The organism is Pseudomonas sp. MF6747 (assembly GCF_963890955.1).
In the GTDB taxonomy this organism is placed as follows: Bacteria; Pseudomonadota; Gammaproteobacteria; order Pseudomonadales; family Pseudomonadaceae; genus Aquipseudomonas.
Genome location: NZ_CAWPSZ010000010.1, coordinates 89,578 through 103,951, shown reverse-complemented (window position 1 = coordinate 103,951; position 14,374 = coordinate 89,578). Strand labels below are relative to the sequence as shown.

Here is a 14,374-nt window from a genome sequence, read left to right as displayed (position 1 = left end):
CGACTCAGTGGTGACGGGGCTTGAGGATCGCCGGTTTTTCGTCAGGGGCGTTGCACAACAGGTACAGGGCGGTCAGGGCTTCCGGGATCTGTACGATCATGTCGTCCATCAGGTTGGCGTCGGAAGCGATGTCGGAGAATTCCGGCTGGTCGTCGAACAGACCCGAACCGACCATGATCGGCAGCAGCATTTCGCTGACTTCTTCCTCGGCGGTTTCGAACCAGGCGGCTTCGCGCAGGAACACGCCTTCCATGAAACCGATGCACCAGCCGCGCAGGTCGGAGTCATCCGGGTCTTCGCCCAGGTCCAGCTCGCAAGGCAGCTCGAATTCCTCGTCGGAAGCCAGTTGGCGACCGATGTGGGCCTTGAGGGCCAGCAGGGTGGATTCGATTTCTTCGCGTTGGGCGGCATCGGCGTAATGCGGCTCTTCGGCGAACAAGGCGTCGATCCACTCACGGTCCGGCACGATGTCGGAAGAGATCGACAGGGCGGTCAGGTAGCCGTGGGCGGCCACGTAGTCCAGCGCCTCGTCATGCAGCTCATCGGCGTCGAGGAAGGCTTGCAGGCGGGTTAGTTGCTCAGCGAAGGACATTACGGCATACCTTGGGAATAAACGATGCGCAATTCTAGGCTTTCTTGAGCCCCCAGGCCAGCTGCAAGGCATATTTGCCAGGTTTTAGATAGCAGTCGCTGTTCGTCAGTGGCGCCCTTTGCGGACCGACGCTCGGGTATACTGCCGCGTTTTGTGATGCCCCTGCAGGCCAAGCGCCAACCCGCGAAAACTTCGCTTACGGATTATTTCCCGTGAAGCCGGGGTTTTTCGGCCAGCCTGTACAGAGGGATTTCGGCACCATTTTGGAGTTTTACATGCTCGAGCAGGCTCAACGCGTCCTCAAGGACATCTTCGGCTACGACAGTTTTCGTGGCCGCCAGGGTGCGATCATTGAGCGCGTGGCCAGTGGCGGTGATGCCCTGGTGCTGATGCCTACCGGCGGCGGCAAGTCGTTGTGCTTCCAGGTGCCGGCGCTGTTGCGTAACGGCCTGGCCGTGGTGGTGTCGCCGCTGATCGCGTTGATGGACGACCAGGTCGCCACCCTTGAAGAGCTTGGTGTCGCCGCCGCCTCCTTGAACTCCACCCTCAGCGCCGAGCAGCAGCGCGACCTGGCCGCGCGCATCAAGCGCGGTGAAGTGAAGATGCTTTACCTGGCCCCTGAGCGTCTGGTGCAGCCGCGCATGCTGGCGTTTTTGCAGAGCCTGGAAATCGCCCTGTTCGCCATCGATGAAGCCCACTGCGTATCGCAATGGGGCCACGATTTTCGTCGCGAATATTTGCAGCTGGGCCAATTGGCGGAATTGTTTCCCGACGTCCCGCGCATCGCGTTGACGGCCACTGCCGACAAACGCACCCGTGAAGAAATCGTCGAGCGCCTGCACCTGCAGAACGCCGAGCGCTTCCTGTCGAGTTTCGACCGGCCGAACATCTTCTACCGCATTGTGCCCAAGGAGCAGCCGCGCAAGCAGTTGCTGGCGTTCCTGTCCGAGCGGCGCAGCGATGCGGGCATCGTCTATTGCCTGTCGCGCAAGAAGGTCGATGAAGTGGCCGCGTTCCTCTGCGAGCAAGGCTACCCGGCGCTGCCGTACCACGCGGGCCTGCCCAATGAAACGCGCTCTGCCCACCAGAAGCGCTTTCTCAACGAGGAAGGCCTGATCATGGTGGCGACCATCGCGTTCGGCATGGGTATCGACAAATCCAACGTGCGCTTTGTCGCGCACATGGACCTGCCCAAGTCCCTCGAGGCGTATTACCAGGAAACCGGTCGCGCCGGCCGTGATGGCCTGCCGGCGGATGCCTGGATGGTCTACGGCCTGCAAGACGTGGTGATGCTCAAGCAGATGCTGCAGAACTCCGAGGGCGACGAGCGTCACAAGCGACTGGAGCAACACAAGCTCGACGCAATGCTGTCGCTGTGTGAAGAGACGCGCTGCCGCCGCCAAACGCTGCTGGCGTACTTCGACGAAGACATGCCCGAGCCGTGCGGTCACTGCGACAACTGCGTGGACGGCGTGCAGACTTGGGACGCCACCGAGCCGGCGCGCCAGGCGTTGTCAGCCATCTATCGCACCGGCCAGCGTTACGGCGTGGGCCATCTGGTGGATGTGTTGCTGGGCAAGGACAACGAAAAAGTGCGCAGCTTCGGCCACGAAAAACTCTCCGTCTATGGCGTCGGCAAAGCCCGCGCTGAAGGCGAGTGGCGCTCACTGTTCCGCCAGATGGTCGCCCGCGGCCTGGTGGACATCGACCTGGAAGGGTATGGCGGCCTGCGCCTGAACGACAGTTGCCGGCCATTGCTCAAGGGCGAAGTGAGCCTGGAGCTGCGTCGCGACCTCAAACCGCAGACCACGGCCAAGAGCAGCACCAGCCAGGCCAGCCAGTTGGTCCGTGGCGAAGAGCGCGAGCAATGGGAAGCCTTGCGCACCCTGCGACGTAAACTTGCGCAGGAACACAGCGTGCCGCCTTACGTTATTTTCCCCGACTCCACGTTGCTGGAGATGCTGCGCGAGCAGCCGACCACCATGGCCGAAATGGCCCGGGTCAGCGGCGTCGGCGCGCGCAAGCTGGAACGCTACGGGCAAGCCTTCCTCGAAGTGCTCGGCGGCCAGGCCGAGGCGCCGAAGGAAGTCGCCGATATTCGCCACGAATTGATCAGCCTGGCGCGTGCCGGCATGACCCCGATCCAGATTGCCGGCCAACTGCAATGTTCCGAAAAAAACGTCTATACCCTGCTGGCCGAATCCATCGGCAAGCAGCAGTTGTCGTTGGAGCAGGCCCTTGATTTGCCGGAAGATCTGCTCGGTGAAATCCAGGATGCATTCCTTGACGGAGAGGGCGAATTGCCACCGGTTGCGGAGATCGCGCCGCTGTTTACCGGTCGTGTGCCTGAAGGTGTTTTGTATTGTGTGCGGGCTGCTTTGCAGTCGGAATTCGAAATTTAGTGTGCCAATTGCGCCAATGTAACGAATCAGTACAGAGCGGCGCTTGCCTCCTGGCATGGCTCATGCTTAGCTGACTAATAATTAGCCACACTTTATTTTCAGTCTAAACCATGAGTTTTTTATGCCTTTAACCGATCAACACCGCTTTGGCATGCAGTTGGCGCAAATGTCCCGAGGTTGGCGCGCCGAACTGGACCGCCGCTTGGCGGGGCTGGGTTTGTCCCAGGCGCGTTGGCTGGTGCTGTTGCACCTGGCCCGTTTTGCGGAAGCGCCCACTCAGCGCGAGCTGGCTCAAAGTGTTGGCGTCGAAGGGCCGACGCTGGCCCGCCTGCTCGACAGCCTTGAAGGTCAGGGCCTGGTGCAACGCCAGGCGGTGCTGGAAGACCGTCGTGCCAAACGCATATTGCTGTGCGACACCGCCCGCCCGTTGATCGATCAGATTGAAACCATTGCCACAGCGTTGCGCCATGAGCTGTTTGTGGGCGTGGATGAAGAGGATCTGCGCGTGTGCATGCGTGTGCATGGGCACATCCTGGCGAATCTGGAAAAGTCCTGATCTGGGATTCGCCAGGGATCAAAAAGTGGGAGCTGGCTTGCCAGCTCCCACTTTTTTTTGTGCCTAGAACGTCTGGCCGAGGTTCAGGTACACCGCCTGCTGATTGTCATCATTGAACCCGTAGCTGAAATTCAGCGGCCCCAGCGGGGTATCGAACCCCAGGAAAATACTCGCAGCGTTGATGTAACCGCTGTCGAATTGATTGTCGTTGTTCCACGCCCGGCCGCGTTCCACCGAGGCCCCCAGGTACAGCGGGAAATCCAGCGGCAGGTACGAGCGCGGCGTCAGGCGGCGGTAGTACACCGCGCGCATCAGAGCGATGTTCTGCCCCGAGATCGCATCTTCGCGAAAGCCGGACAATTGCCGCGCACCGCCCAGCAGGAAGCTGGACACCACCACGTCGGATTTATCCAGAGTGCGCCCGTAACGGCCGCCCAGTATGAGCGTGTCCGGGCCGCGGCTCATGGCCTTGTCCAGTTTGAACTCCCATTGTCGATAGCGCTGGTCCGAGCCTAACCCGGGCTCGAATTCGCGGAACGCCAGGCCGATGTCTTCGCCGGTGTGCGGGAAGTACACGTTATCGAGCGAGTCGAACGAGTACTTCAGTTCATAGAAGCCCTCGCTGAAGCTCACGCTCGGCAGGTCGCGGTCGCCGATGCGCACGTCCGCCTTGCCCCAGGCTTCGCCGACGCCGAAGCGGATCTCGCCGCTGTTGCCGATCTGGCGACCGACGTTCAAGCCAAAGCCATAACGCTCCAGGCGGTATTCGGAGATGGGATCGTTGTCCAGAATCAGTTCAACGTTCTGCGCCTGGGCACTGATATAGGGCGCGACGAAGTAGCGTGAACCGACATCCAGTGGCTGGTAGAACTCGCTGTACAGCTCTTGGCGATCACCGATCTGCACCCGCGTCAGCCATTCGGCGCCGAGGCGATTGATGCCATTCATGCGGTAGCTGGCGCCGAGGTTGAAGGCGCTGTCGCCGCGCATGTCATCCGACAGGTTCAGGCCAAGGCGCAAGTAGTCGGTGCCGCTGCGTTTGCCGCGAGCACTGATCACCAGGGTATTGTCCTGGCCCTTTTTCACCACGCGGTATTGCACCTGCTCGAAGTAGTCCAGGCCGTACAGGGTGCCCATGTCGGTTTGCAGACGGCCCAGGTTCAACGGTTCGCCCAGGTTTTGGCGGATGTAGTAGCGGATCACGTCATCGCTGACCTTCGAGTCGTTCTCCACCTTGATGGCGGTGATCACGGGCGTGCGCTCGCCGGGCGTGCGGGCCGCGATCAGTTGCGGGTCGACAGGCTCAGCAGGGCGCAGGTGCGCCAGGCGTATATCAAGCGCGCGGGTGGCGCGGTAGCCAGCGTCGATCATGTCCTTGGCGCGGCCGAAGTCCGTCACGCCGTAGGCCGCCAGCGGCGGTTGGATCAGCACATCCTTGGGGTGCAGCGCCTTGAGTTGCTCTTCAGAGTTGCGCCGGGTCATCAGGGTGATCGACTGGTTGAGCACATCGACGACAGTGGCAAGTTGCTTTCGCGAACGCAGCGGGGTGCCGATGTCGACCACGATGGCAATGTCGACGCCCATCTCGCGTGCCACGTCCAGCGGGATGTTGTCGGTCATGCCGCCGTCCACCAGCAGCCGGCCGTCGATTTCCACCGGGGCGAACACCGCCGGGATCGACATGCTCGCGCGGATCACCTGGGGCAAGTGGCCTTTGTTGAACACGACTTTTTCGCCGGTGGTGATGTCGGTGGCCACCGCGCGGAAGGGGATCGGCAGCTTGTCGAAGTTACGCGTATTGCTGCTGTGGGCGAACATGCTTTCCAGCAGCAGTGCCAGGTTCTGACCCTGAATCACTCCGAGTGGCAGGCCGAGGCTGCCGTCGTCACGGAAACTGAGCTTCTGTTTGACCAAAAAGTCGCGGTCGTCCTGCTTGCGTCGAAACGGCACGTCTTCACGCGGCGGTGCGTCGGACAGCGCTTGTTGCCAGTCGATATTCAGCGCGAGCTTTTCCAGCTCATCAATCTTGTAGCCCGATGCGTACAGCCCGCCAATCACCGCGCCCATGCTGGTGCCGGCAATCGCATCGATCTGGATCCCTTGCTCCTCCAGGGCCTTGAGCACACCGATATGCGCCAGGCCACGCGCGGCGCCGCCGGACAGCACAAGGCCGATTTTGGGGCGGGGTGTTTCAACGGCGTCGGCGAGCAATGGAAGCAAACACAGAAACAGGCAAGACAACAGGCGGCGCATCATGAATCTCGAGGCTGGGCAATAAAGGCCGGTATTATAGCCACCCGATTCACCCAGCCCGTTATGCCAGGAACCTCTCAAATTATGTCGCTGAGCAAACCCGAGATCGTCATCACCTATTGCACCCAGTGCCAGTGGCTGTTGCGCGCCGCGTGGCTGGCCCAGGAATTGTTGAGTACGTTTGCCGATGACCTGGGCCGTGTGGCGCTGGAGCCGGCCACCGGCGGCGCGTTTCGCATCACCTGCGATGGCGTGCAGATCTGGGAGCGCAAGGCCGACGGCGGCTTCCCCGAAGCCAAGGTGCTCAAGCAGCGCGTGCGTGACCAGATCGACCCACAGCGGGATCTGGGCCACAACGACCGCACAGCCTGAACATCAGGCCGTCGCCGCAGGCGCCTTGGCTTGGCTGGTGCTGCCCATCAGCCCGGAAAGCACGATGGCGACAATGATCAGCGCGCCGCCCAGCAGCATGCGCAGGGTCGGGGTTTCGGCAAACAGCACCCAGGCCGCGGTGATGCCGTAGACCGGCTCCATGGCAAACACCACCGAGGCGGTGCGCGCTTTGATCACCGCCAGGCTGGCGACAAACAGGCTGTGGGCCAGGCCGGTACAGAACACCCCGAGCAGCCCGATCCACAACCAGTCAATTGCCCGCACATCCGCCAGCCCGGGTGCCGCTACCGGCAGCAGACAAGCCGCGACCACCACGTTCTGACACAGCGCCGCCTGCACCGCGGGGATGCGCCCGGAACTGGCGCGGTTGTTCAGCGACAGCAGCGAAAACAGCAGGCCCGAGGCAATGCCCCAGAGCAGGCCGCCGGTGGCTGCGCTGGCAAGGTTGAAGTCTGGCGTCACCAGGATCAGGCCGACACTGACCAGTACCACCAGCAGCACTTCATTGGCGCGAATGCGCTCGCGGAAGATCAGCCCTTCGAGAATCACGGTAAACGCCGGGAACGCGGTAAACCCAAGCGTGGCGACGGCGACGCCAGCACCTTTGACCGCGATGAAGAAGGTTACCCAATGCGCCGCGAGCAGCACGCCGCTGATCAGCAGGCGGCGCCAGTCGCGCATCTGAAGTGTTTTCCAGGTGGTGTTGCTGGCGAATCGCGCAAACACGGCGAGCGCCACCACGGCGAAGGCCGCCCGGCCAAAGACGATAATGGCGGGCGAGGCCGCCGCCAGCTTGCCGAATACGCCGGTGAGGCCAAACATCAGTGCGCCGATATGCAGGGCGCCGAGGGCTGAGCGGGGAGTCATTGCGATCCTTGAACCAACGGGGTGACAGAATCGCAGTCTAGAGGTTGGAGGTGTGGGCGTCTGTCGTCCGGCTCGCGTTTTTTGTCGCAAGACTATGATGAGCGCCGCAATGCGCCCGGTGATGCGCCAAATTCGCGCAACATCGCGGCGGCAAACGCACTTTGCGAGCTGTAGCCGACGCGCTCGGCAATGTCGCCGATGGGCAGCGGCGTGTTGCGCAACAGGTTCAAGGCCATCTGCAGGCGGCGCCCGCGGATGTAGTCCATCGGCGTCTGCCCGCACTCGGCGATAAAGCGCGCGTGCAGGCGCGCGACCGACAGGCCGGCAATGCGTGCAAGGTCCGCGACCTGCAATGGGTGCGCAACGTGTCGTTCGATATGCGCATCAAACGCCGCATACGGCAGGCGTCGTCCCGGCATCGGTTGGGCCAGCGGGTGATTGAGGCTGGCCAATAACAGCACCGCGCCTTGCTGCACGATCAGCGGGTCATCCACCGGGCTGTGCGCCAGCCATTGCACCAGTTGGCTTTGCCGCGAGTCCAGGGTCAGGCGTGCCGATTGGTCGAGCAGGCGGCGGCTGGCATCGGCATGCTCGCCCAGCGATTGCACGACCCAATGTTCGGTGGGCACGTCCAGCACCAGGCAACGGCTGCCATCACGGCTGCCGCAGGCGTGGTGGGCGGAGAAGGGCAGCACCATCACGCTGTTTTCGTGCACCTGGCTGCCCCGGCCATCGACTTCCAGGTCCAGGTGCCCGGACAGGCCAAACACCAACTGCGCATGGTCATGGCTGTGGGCAAGCGGCTCTTCGAGGTAGTGGCGCAGCGTGAGCGTCGGTCTCATCGCAGTCTCCTGAGGGTGCAGGGCGCCAGTCTACAACGCTTCGCGGGCGCCAGGCGCTGTCATCAGACTGACGCACCGCTGTCATGGGCTATTAACCACCAGGGCGCAAGCTCGCGAAAACACCGTCGAGGGATGCCCATGACCCGTGCCGAATTCGCCAAACCCGGTCGTAAACAACGGGTTCGTACCTTGTGGATTTCCGACGTGCACCTGGGCACGCGGGACTGCCAGGCCGAACATTTGTCGCGGTTTCTCAAGGGTTACCACGCAGACAAGGTGTACCTGGTTGGCGACATCATTGATGGCTGGAAAATGCGCGGCGGCATGTATTGGCCCCAGGCCCATACCAACGTGATCCGCCGCCTGCTGACCATGGCCAAGCGCGGCACCGAGGTGATCTATGTCACCGGCAACCATGACGAGTTCCTGCGGCGCTATTCCAAGCTGATCCTGGGCAATATCCAACTGGTCGACGAAGCGGTGCACGTCACCGCCGATGGCCGGCACTTGCTGGTGATCCACGGCGACCAGTTTGATGTGATCACCCGGTACCACCGCTGGCTGGCGTTTCTCGGCGACTCGGCCTACGAATTCACCCTCACGCTGAACCGCTGGCTCAATCACTGGCGGGCGCGGTATGGCTACGGCTACTGGTCGCTGTCGGCGTACCTCAAGCACAAGGTCAAAACGGCAGTGAGCTTTATCAGCGACTTTGAGGAAGCGATCGCCCACGAAGTGACCAAGCGCGAGTTGCATGGCGTGGTCTGCGGGCATATTCACCACGCGGAAATCCGCAAGGTGGGCGAGGTGGATTACCTTAACTGCGGGGATTGGGTGGAGTCGTGCACGGCGTTGATCGAGCACTGGGACGGGCATATCGAGTTGTATCGGTTGGCGGATGCGCAGGCGAAGGAAGCGCAGATCAAAGCCGAGATGGTTGCGGGCTAAAAAACAACACCGTTCACATGTGGGCGCGGGCTTGCCCGCGAATGCGCAGTGTCAGTCAATCTATTGGGTGACTGTCACACTGCATTCGCGAGCACGCCCGCTCCCCCATTTATTCCCCGTTTCTTCAGTGGCAAACGTCGGCGATGGCCTCGGCCAGCAGGGTCAAACGCGTCGCGTCGATGCCCGCCACGTTGGCCCGTCCCGAACTGACCATGTACACGCTGTGCTTCTCGCGCAGTTGCTTGACCTGTTCGGCGCTCAAGCCGGTGTAGGAAAACATCCCGCGCTGCGCACCGATATGCGCAAAGCGTTCGGCCAGCCCGTGGGGCGCCAGCGCCTCTACCAGGCCTGAACGCAACTGCGCGATCCGTGAACGCATGGCTTCGACTTCGTCGCTCCAGCGCTTTTTCAGCTCGGCATCCCCAAGGATGGTCGCCACCACGGCGGCGCCATGGTCCGGCGGCGTCGACCACAGATTACGCGCGGTGTTTGCCAGCTGGCTGCGCACATCCGTGAGCTTTTCAGCATCCGCCGCGCACACGATCAACGCGCCGACACGGTCGCGGTACAGGCCAAAGTTCTTCGAGCAAGAGCTGGTGATCAGCACTTCCGGCAGCTCGGCGGCAAACAGTCGCACGGCCCAGGCGTCTTGCTCCAGGCCGTCGCCGAAGCCTTGATAGGCGAAGTCGATCAGCGGCAGCAATTGGCGCTCGCGCACGATCTGCAGCACCTGGCGCCAGTCGTCCTGGGACAGGTCAAAACCGGTCGGGTTGTGGCAGCACGCGTGCAGCAACACCACGTCGCCCTCGGGCACCGTGGCGAGTGTGGCCAACATCGCGGCCACATCCAGGCGGTTGTCGGCGCCCACGTAGGGGTAGTGACTGACCTTAAGCCCGGCCTTGGCGAAGATGGTTTCGTGGATCGGCCAGGTCGGGTCGCTCAGCCACACGCCGCGCCCCGGCAGGTTATGGGCGATAAAGTCTGCGCTCAGGCGCAGGGCGCCGGTGCCGCCTGGGGTTTGCGTTGCACCGGCACGGCGGTCGCGGATCAAGGCCGAGTCGGCGCCGAGCACCAGTTCGCTGATCAGCGCACCGAATGCCGCATCGCCGTGGCCGCCGATGTAGGTCTTGGTGGTCTGGGTGTCTACCAGGCGCTGTTCGGCGAGTTTTACCGAATGCGGAATCGGCGTGAGGCCCTGGTCGTCTTTATAGACGCCGACGCCCAGGTCGAACTTGTTCGGGTTGCCGTCCTGGGCATACAGGTCCATCAGCCCGAGGATCGGGTCGCCGGGCACGCGGCCAATGGCATCGAAATGCATTACTTGCGGCCCTCGGCGTCCTTGGCCACTTCGTCAGTGCGCGCGGCCATGATGAAGTCGTTGCGGTGCAAGCCTTTGATCGAGTGGCTCCACCAGGTCACGGTGACTTTGCCCCACTCGGTGAGCAGGCCTGGGTGGTGGCCTTCGGCTTCAGATATTTCACCCACGGCGTTGGTAAAGGCCAGGGCAAATTTGAAGTTCTTGAACAGAAAAACCTTTTCCAGCTGCATCACGCCGTCGCGTACTTCAATGTTCCAGTCGGGAATCTGCTTGATCAGTACCGGCAACTCTTCATCGCTGACTTGCGGGGCGTCGGCACGGCAGGCTTCGCAGTGGGCTTGGTTCAAGGTGGTCATGGGATGTGTCCTGAATTCGAGTGTTTGAAAAACGGTCGTCAGTGGCGTCACCCTAAAGCAACGCGCGGCCAGGGAACAGACTCACCTGGCCTCAAAACATAAGGTTCAAGCCGCTTTGGGTTTGGGCGGAAATTTCGGCGCGTGCAGACCCAGCTGCATACCGCGCTCGACCATGCCCATGATGTCTTCCTGCGCCACTTCGAACAGGCGCTTGAGCTCGGGCAGGACGAAATACAGCGGTTGCAGGATGTCGATCCGATACGGCGTGCGCATCGCTTCGAGCGGGTCGAAGGCTTGGTGCTCGGGCTCATCCGACAGGCAATACACGCTTTCCTTGGGCGACGACAGAATGCCGCCACCGTAAATGCGCCGGCCTTGCGGGGTGTCCACCAGGCCGAACTCGATGGTCATCCAGTACAGGCGCGCCAGGTACACGCGCTGTTCCTTGGTCGCGGCCAGGCCGAGCTTGCCGTAGGTGTGGGTGAATTCGGCGAACCAGGGGTTGGTCAGCAGCGGGCAGTGGCCGAAGATCTCGTGGAAAATATCCGGCTCTTGCAGGTAGTCCAGTTCTTCGCGGGTACGAATAAAGGTCGCCACTGGAAACTGCTTGCTGGCGAGTAATTCGAAGAAGGTCTGGAAGGGGATCAGCGCCGGCACGCGGGCGACTTGCCAGCCGGTGGTCTCGGCCAGCACCTGGTTGATTTCACCCAGTTGCGGAATGCGGTCCAACGGCAGGCCGAGCTTGTCGATGCCGTCCAGGTATTCCTGACAGGCGCGACCCTCGATCACTTTCAACTGGCGCGTGATCAGGGTGTTCCACACCGCGTGTTCTTCCGGCGGGTAGTGGATAAAACCTTGCGCATCGGGCTCGCGGGCCACGTAGTGCGTTTGCTTCATACGGCTCTCCTGCTAGGCATTCGTTCTTGTTATGTCCTGCGATGAGCCTATTGATAACCCGCAAGGCGCCGGATTCCATCGGGCTGCGGCCTAATGCTGTAGGAAATGTTACCGGTTTTTGTAAAGTATTCGTTACGATGGCCGGACTCATCGTTGTATTGGGCTGTGAAATGCCCATGGGCTGTCACATAATCTTGACGACTATCTGCGCCCAGCGGCAAAAAGACGCGGCGCCTTCCCACCTTTCGGGCTTTTTCATGCGTATTAAAGTGCACTGCCAAAACCGTATCGGCATCCTGCGGGACATCCTCAACCTGTTGGTGGAGTACGGCGTCAACGTCGCCAAGGGCGAGGTCGGTGGCGAACATGGCAATGCGATTTACCTGTTTTGCCCCAACCTGGTGAACATGCAATTCCAGGCGCTGCGCCCGCAATTTGAAGCCATTGCCGGGGTGTTTGGTGTCAAGCGGGTAGGGCTGATGCCCAGCGAACGTCGGCATATGGAGCTCAATGCGCTGCTTGGCGCCCTGGAGTTTCCGGTGCTGTCGATCGACATGGGCGGCTCCATCGTTGCCGCCAACCGCGCGGCGGCGCAGTTGCTCGGGGTGCGCGTGGACGAGGTCCCGGGAATTCCACTGTCGCGCTATGCCGAGGACTTCGACCTGCCGGAACTGGTGCGGGCGAGCAAGTCGCGGATCAATGGCTTGCGGGTCAAGGTCAAGGGCGACGTATTCCTGGCGGACATCGCGCCGCTGCAATCCTGCGAACACGATGACAGCGAAGCCATGGCGGGTGCCGTGCTGACCCTGCACCGCGCCGACCGCGTCGGTGAGCGCATCTACAACGTGCGCAAGCAGGAACTGCGTGGTTTCGACAGCATCTTCCAGAGCTCCAGGGTCATGGCGGCCGTGGTGCGCGAGGCGCGGCGCATGGCGCCTTTGGATGCGCCTCTATTAATAGAAGGCGAAACCGGCACCGGCAAAGAGCTGTTGGCCCGCGCTTGTCACCTGGCCAGCCCGCGTGGGCAGTCGCCATTGATGGCGCTCAATTGCGCAGGCTTGCCGGAGTCCATGGCCGAGACCGAGCTGTTTGGCTACGGGCCTGGTGCGTTTGAAGGCGCGCGGGCCGAAGGCAAGCTGGGTCTGTTGGAGCTGACGGCCGGCGGTACGTTGTTTCTGGATGGCGTCGGTGAAATGAGCGCACGTCTGCAGGTGAAATTGCTGCGTTTTCTGCAGGACGGATGCTTTCGCCGCGTGGGCAGTGATGAAGAGGTCTACCTGGATGTGCGGGTGATCTGTGCGACGCAGGTGGACTTGTCTGAGCTTTGCGCCCGCGGCGAATTCCGCCAGGACCTTTATCACCGCCTCAATGTGCTGTCGCTGCATATCCCGCCGTTGCGCGAATGCCTGGATGGGTTGGCGCCGTTGGTTGAGCATTTCCTTGATCAAGCCAGCCGGCAGATCGGCTGCCCGCTGCCCAAGCTGGCACCGGCTGCGATGGACCGGCTCAGCCACTATCACTGGCCGGGCAATGTGCGCCAGCTGGAAAACGTGCTGTTTCAGGCGGTGTCGTTGTGCGAAGGCGGGACGGTCAAGGCAGAGCATATTCGCTTGCCGGATTATGGGGTGCGTCAGCCGCTTGGCGATTTCTCGTTGGAGGGAGGGTTGGAGCAGATCGTCGGCCGGTTCGAGAAAGCGGTGCTGGAAGCCTTATATGCCGAGCATTCCAGCAGCCGGCAACTGGGCAAGCGCTTGGGCGTGTCGCACACCACCATCGCCAATAAGCTGCGTGATTATGAAATTCTCAAGGCCGATAAATAACTGGCGGTCTACACACGATTAAAACTGTGGGAGCGAGCTTGCTCGCGAATGCGACGTGTCAGTCACTACATGTGCAGACTGATACACCGCATTCGCGAGCAAGCCCGCTCCCACATTTGTTATTTGTCATCTTCAAGACCGGTGCTTGCCGCAGGCGGCAGTAGTCCGCCGTTTTTTCGACTCTCGCCCAGCCACCTAATCTCCATGCCTGCGCGCAAACCCCCGTCCCGCCTGGACTTTTCCTCGTTTTTAAAAGTTGGTTCGCAAATTGCTTAAGCCTCATCAGTACAGCGGTGGGCGGCAAGCGTCCGTCAGAAAGAGGATAGAGCGTGGACAAGTACCTTTATGTGGCAATGACCGGCGCCAGCCAGAATGCACTGGCGCAGAAGGCCCATGCCAACAATCTGGCGAACATCTCCACCAACGGTTTTCAGCGTGACCTGGAGCAGGCGCGTTCGATGCCGGTGTTTGGTGACAGCTTTCCGGCGCGCGCGTTTGCCATGACCGAGCGGCCAGCCACCGACTTCTCCCCGGGCGCCATGATCGAAACCGGTCGTGACCTCGACGTGGCGGTCAGCGGCGACGGTTGGATGGCCGTGCAAACCCCCGATGGCAGTGAAGCCTACGTGCGCAGCGCCAGCATGAATGTGGATGCGCTGGGCGTGCTGCGGGCCGGCAACGGTATGCCGATCATGGGCAACGGTGGCCCGATTGCGGTGCCGCCGCAGCAGAAAATTGAAGTGGGTGCCGACGGCACCATCAGCATCCGCGCCATGGGCGAAGGCCCGCGGGTAATGGCTGAAGTGGACCGCATCAAGTTGGTCCAGCCGGACCTCAAGAACATGACCAAGGGCCTCGACGGCACCATCCACACCAAGGATGGCCAGCCGGCCCAGGCGAACGCCAACGTCACGCTGACGTCGGGCTTCCTGCAGGCAAGCAACGTCAACGCCGTTGAAGAAATGACCGCGGTGCTGTCGCTTTCCAAGCAGTTCGAGCTGCACATCAAGATGATGAACAGCGCCAAGGAAGACGACCAGGCCATGACCCGCGTTCTGGCGATGAGCTGATTGCCGCGTTACTGACCGACTACTAATTTTGCAGCGCAGCGCCAACAAACAGGCGCACGA

General features: G+C 61.7%; 13 protein-coding genes. 6 read left to right on the top strand and 7 right to left on the bottom strand.

What is annotated here, in order from left to right; genetic code table 11:
- Positions 1-4 precede the first annotated feature (4 nt).
- Positions 5-592 (bottom strand): UPF0149 family protein, encoded by a 588-nt coding sequence (locus tag AACW30_RS11665; RefSeq protein ID WP_106576431.1) that lies wholly within the window; start codon positions 590-592, stop codon positions 5-7.
- A gap of 275 nt (positions 593-867) precedes the next feature.
- On the opposite strand from AACW30_RS11665, the gene recQ reads away from it, so the two are divergent.
- Together recQ and AACW30_RS11655 are read left to right on the top strand one after the other, a co-directional pair.
- Complete coding sequence (gene recQ / locus AACW30_RS11660; RefSeq protein WP_053258024.1) at positions 868-2,994, top strand: DNA helicase RecQ; 2,127 nt, start codon at positions 868-870, stop codon at positions 2,992-2,994.
- Between the two features lie 121 nt (positions 2,995-3,115).
- Positions 3,116-3,550: a MarR family transcriptional regulator gene (locus AACW30_RS11655; protein ID WP_106576432.1), complete on the top strand. Its 435-nt coding sequence runs from the start codon at positions 3,116-3,118 to the stop codon at positions 3,548-3,550.
- Between the two features lie 63 nt (positions 3,551-3,613).
- Here AACW30_RS11655 and AACW30_RS11650 read toward each other — a convergent pair whose 3' ends face one another.
- Positions 3,614-5,803, bottom strand: a complete 2,190-nt coding sequence (locus tag AACW30_RS11650; protein ID WP_119742272.1) for a patatin-like phospholipase family protein — start codon at positions 5,801-5,803, stop codon at positions 3,614-3,616.
- An 84-nt stretch (positions 5,804-5,887) separates the two neighbouring features.
- On the opposite strand from AACW30_RS11650, the gene AACW30_RS11645 reads away from it, so the two are divergent.
- The gene (locus tag AACW30_RS11645; RefSeq protein WP_106576434.1) at positions 5,888-6,175 is read left to right on the top strand and encodes a SelT/SelW/SelH family protein; all 288 of its coding nucleotides are present in this window, start codon (positions 5,888-5,890) and stop codon (positions 6,173-6,175) included.
- Positions 6,176-6,178: 3 nt separating this feature from the next.
- Here the strand turns inward: AACW30_RS11645 and AACW30_RS11640 are convergent, their stop codons facing one another.
- Together AACW30_RS11640 and AACW30_RS11635 are read right to left on the bottom strand one after the other, a co-directional pair.
- Complete coding sequence (locus AACW30_RS11640; protein WP_200625062.1) at positions 6,179-7,063, bottom strand: DMT family transporter; 885 nt, start codon at positions 7,061-7,063, stop codon at positions 6,179-6,181.
- 92 nt (positions 7,064-7,155) lie between these two features.
- Positions 7,156-7,905: an AraC family transcriptional regulator gene (locus tag AACW30_RS11635; protein ID WP_119742277.1), complete on the bottom strand. Its 750-nt coding sequence runs from the start codon at positions 7,903-7,905 to the stop codon at positions 7,156-7,158.
- Between the two features lie 138 nt (positions 7,906-8,043).
- On the opposite strand from AACW30_RS11635, the gene AACW30_RS11630 reads away from it, so the two are divergent.
- A complete protein-coding gene (locus tag AACW30_RS11630) occupies positions 8,044-8,853 on the top strand; it encodes a UDP-2,3-diacylglucosamine diphosphatase (RefSeq protein ID WP_119742279.1) in 810 nt (269 codons plus the stop codon).
- A 124-nt stretch (positions 8,854-8,977) separates the two neighbouring features.
- Here the strand turns inward: AACW30_RS11630 and AACW30_RS11625 are convergent, their stop codons facing one another.
- The 3 genes from AACW30_RS11625 to phhA form a co-directional block, all read right to left on the bottom strand.
- Positions 8,978-10,171: an amino acid aminotransferase gene (locus AACW30_RS11625; protein WP_200625061.1), complete on the bottom strand. Its 1,194-nt coding sequence runs from the start codon at positions 10,169-10,171 to the stop codon at positions 8,978-8,980.
- Positions 10,171-10,527, bottom strand: a complete 357-nt coding sequence (locus tag AACW30_RS11620; protein ID WP_106576439.1) for a 4a-hydroxytetrahydrobiopterin dehydratase — start codon at positions 10,525-10,527, stop codon at positions 10,171-10,173. The genes AACW30_RS11625 and AACW30_RS11620 overlap by 1 nt, the downstream gene beginning before the upstream one ends.
- A 105-nt stretch (positions 10,528-10,632) precedes the next feature.
- Positions 10,633-11,424 carry a phenylalanine 4-monooxygenase gene (phhA, locus tag AACW30_RS11615; RefSeq protein WP_106576440.1) on the bottom strand — a complete coding sequence of 264 codons (792 nt, stop codon included), beginning with the start codon at positions 11,422-11,424 and terminating at the stop codon, positions 10,633-10,635.
- 257 nt (positions 11,425-11,681) lie between these two features.
- On the opposite strand from phhA, the gene AACW30_RS11610 reads away from it, so the two are divergent.
- Both AACW30_RS11610 and AACW30_RS11605 read left to right on the top strand, forming a co-directional pair.
- A complete protein-coding gene (locus tag AACW30_RS11610) occupies positions 11,682-13,244 on the top strand; it encodes a sigma-54-dependent transcriptional regulator (protein WP_119742283.1) in 1,563 nt (520 codons plus the stop codon).
- A gap of 329 nt (positions 13,245-13,573) precedes the next feature.
- Entirely contained in the window at positions 13,574-14,314 is a 741-nt protein-coding gene (locus tag AACW30_RS11605) for a flagellar basal body rod protein FlgF (RefSeq protein ID WP_106576442.1), read from the top strand.
- Positions 14,315-14,374: the final 60 nt, after the last annotated feature.

Coding starts and splice junctions, on each gene's coding strand:
- AACW30_RS11645 (WP_106576434.1), top strand. CDS start 5,888: ATGTCGCTGAGCAAACCCGAGATCGTCATCACCTATTGCACCCAGTGC.
- AACW30_RS11650 (WP_119742272.1), bottom strand. CDS start 5,803: ATGCGCCGCCTGTTGTCTTGCCTGTTTCTGTGTTTGCTTCCATTGCTC.
- AACW30_RS11620 (WP_106576439.1), bottom strand. CDS start 10,527: ATGACCACCTTGAACCAAGCCCACTGCGAAGCCTGCCGTGCCGACGCC.
- AACW30_RS11640 (WP_200625062.1), bottom strand. CDS start 7,063: ATGACTCCCCGCTCAGCCCTCGGCGCCCTGCATATCGGCGCACTGATG.
- recQ (WP_053258024.1), top strand. CDS start 868: ATGCTCGAGCAGGCTCAACGCGTCCTCAAGGACATCTTCGGCTACGAC.
- AACW30_RS11610 (WP_119742283.1), top strand. CDS start 11,682: ATGCGTATTAAAGTGCACTGCCAAAACCGTATCGGCATCCTGCGGGAC.
- AACW30_RS11655 (WP_106576432.1), top strand. CDS start 3,116: ATGCCTTTAACCGATCAACACCGCTTTGGCATGCAGTTGGCGCAAATG.
- AACW30_RS11630 (WP_119742279.1), top strand. CDS start 8,044: ATGACCCGTGCCGAATTCGCCAAACCCGGTCGTAAACAACGGGTTCGT.
- AACW30_RS11665 (WP_106576431.1), bottom strand. CDS start 592: ATGTCCTTCGCTGAGCAACTAACCCGCCTGCAAGCCTTCCTCGACGCC.
- AACW30_RS11625 (WP_200625061.1), bottom strand. CDS start 10,171: ATGCATTTCGATGCCATTGGCCGCGTGCCCGGCGACCCGATCCTCGGG.
- AACW30_RS11635 (WP_119742277.1), bottom strand. CDS start 7,905: ATGAGACCGACGCTCACGCTGCGCCACTACCTCGAAGAGCCGCTTGCC.
- phhA (WP_106576440.1), bottom strand. CDS start 11,424: ATGAAGCAAACGCACTACGTGGCCCGCGAGCCCGATGCGCAAGGTTTT.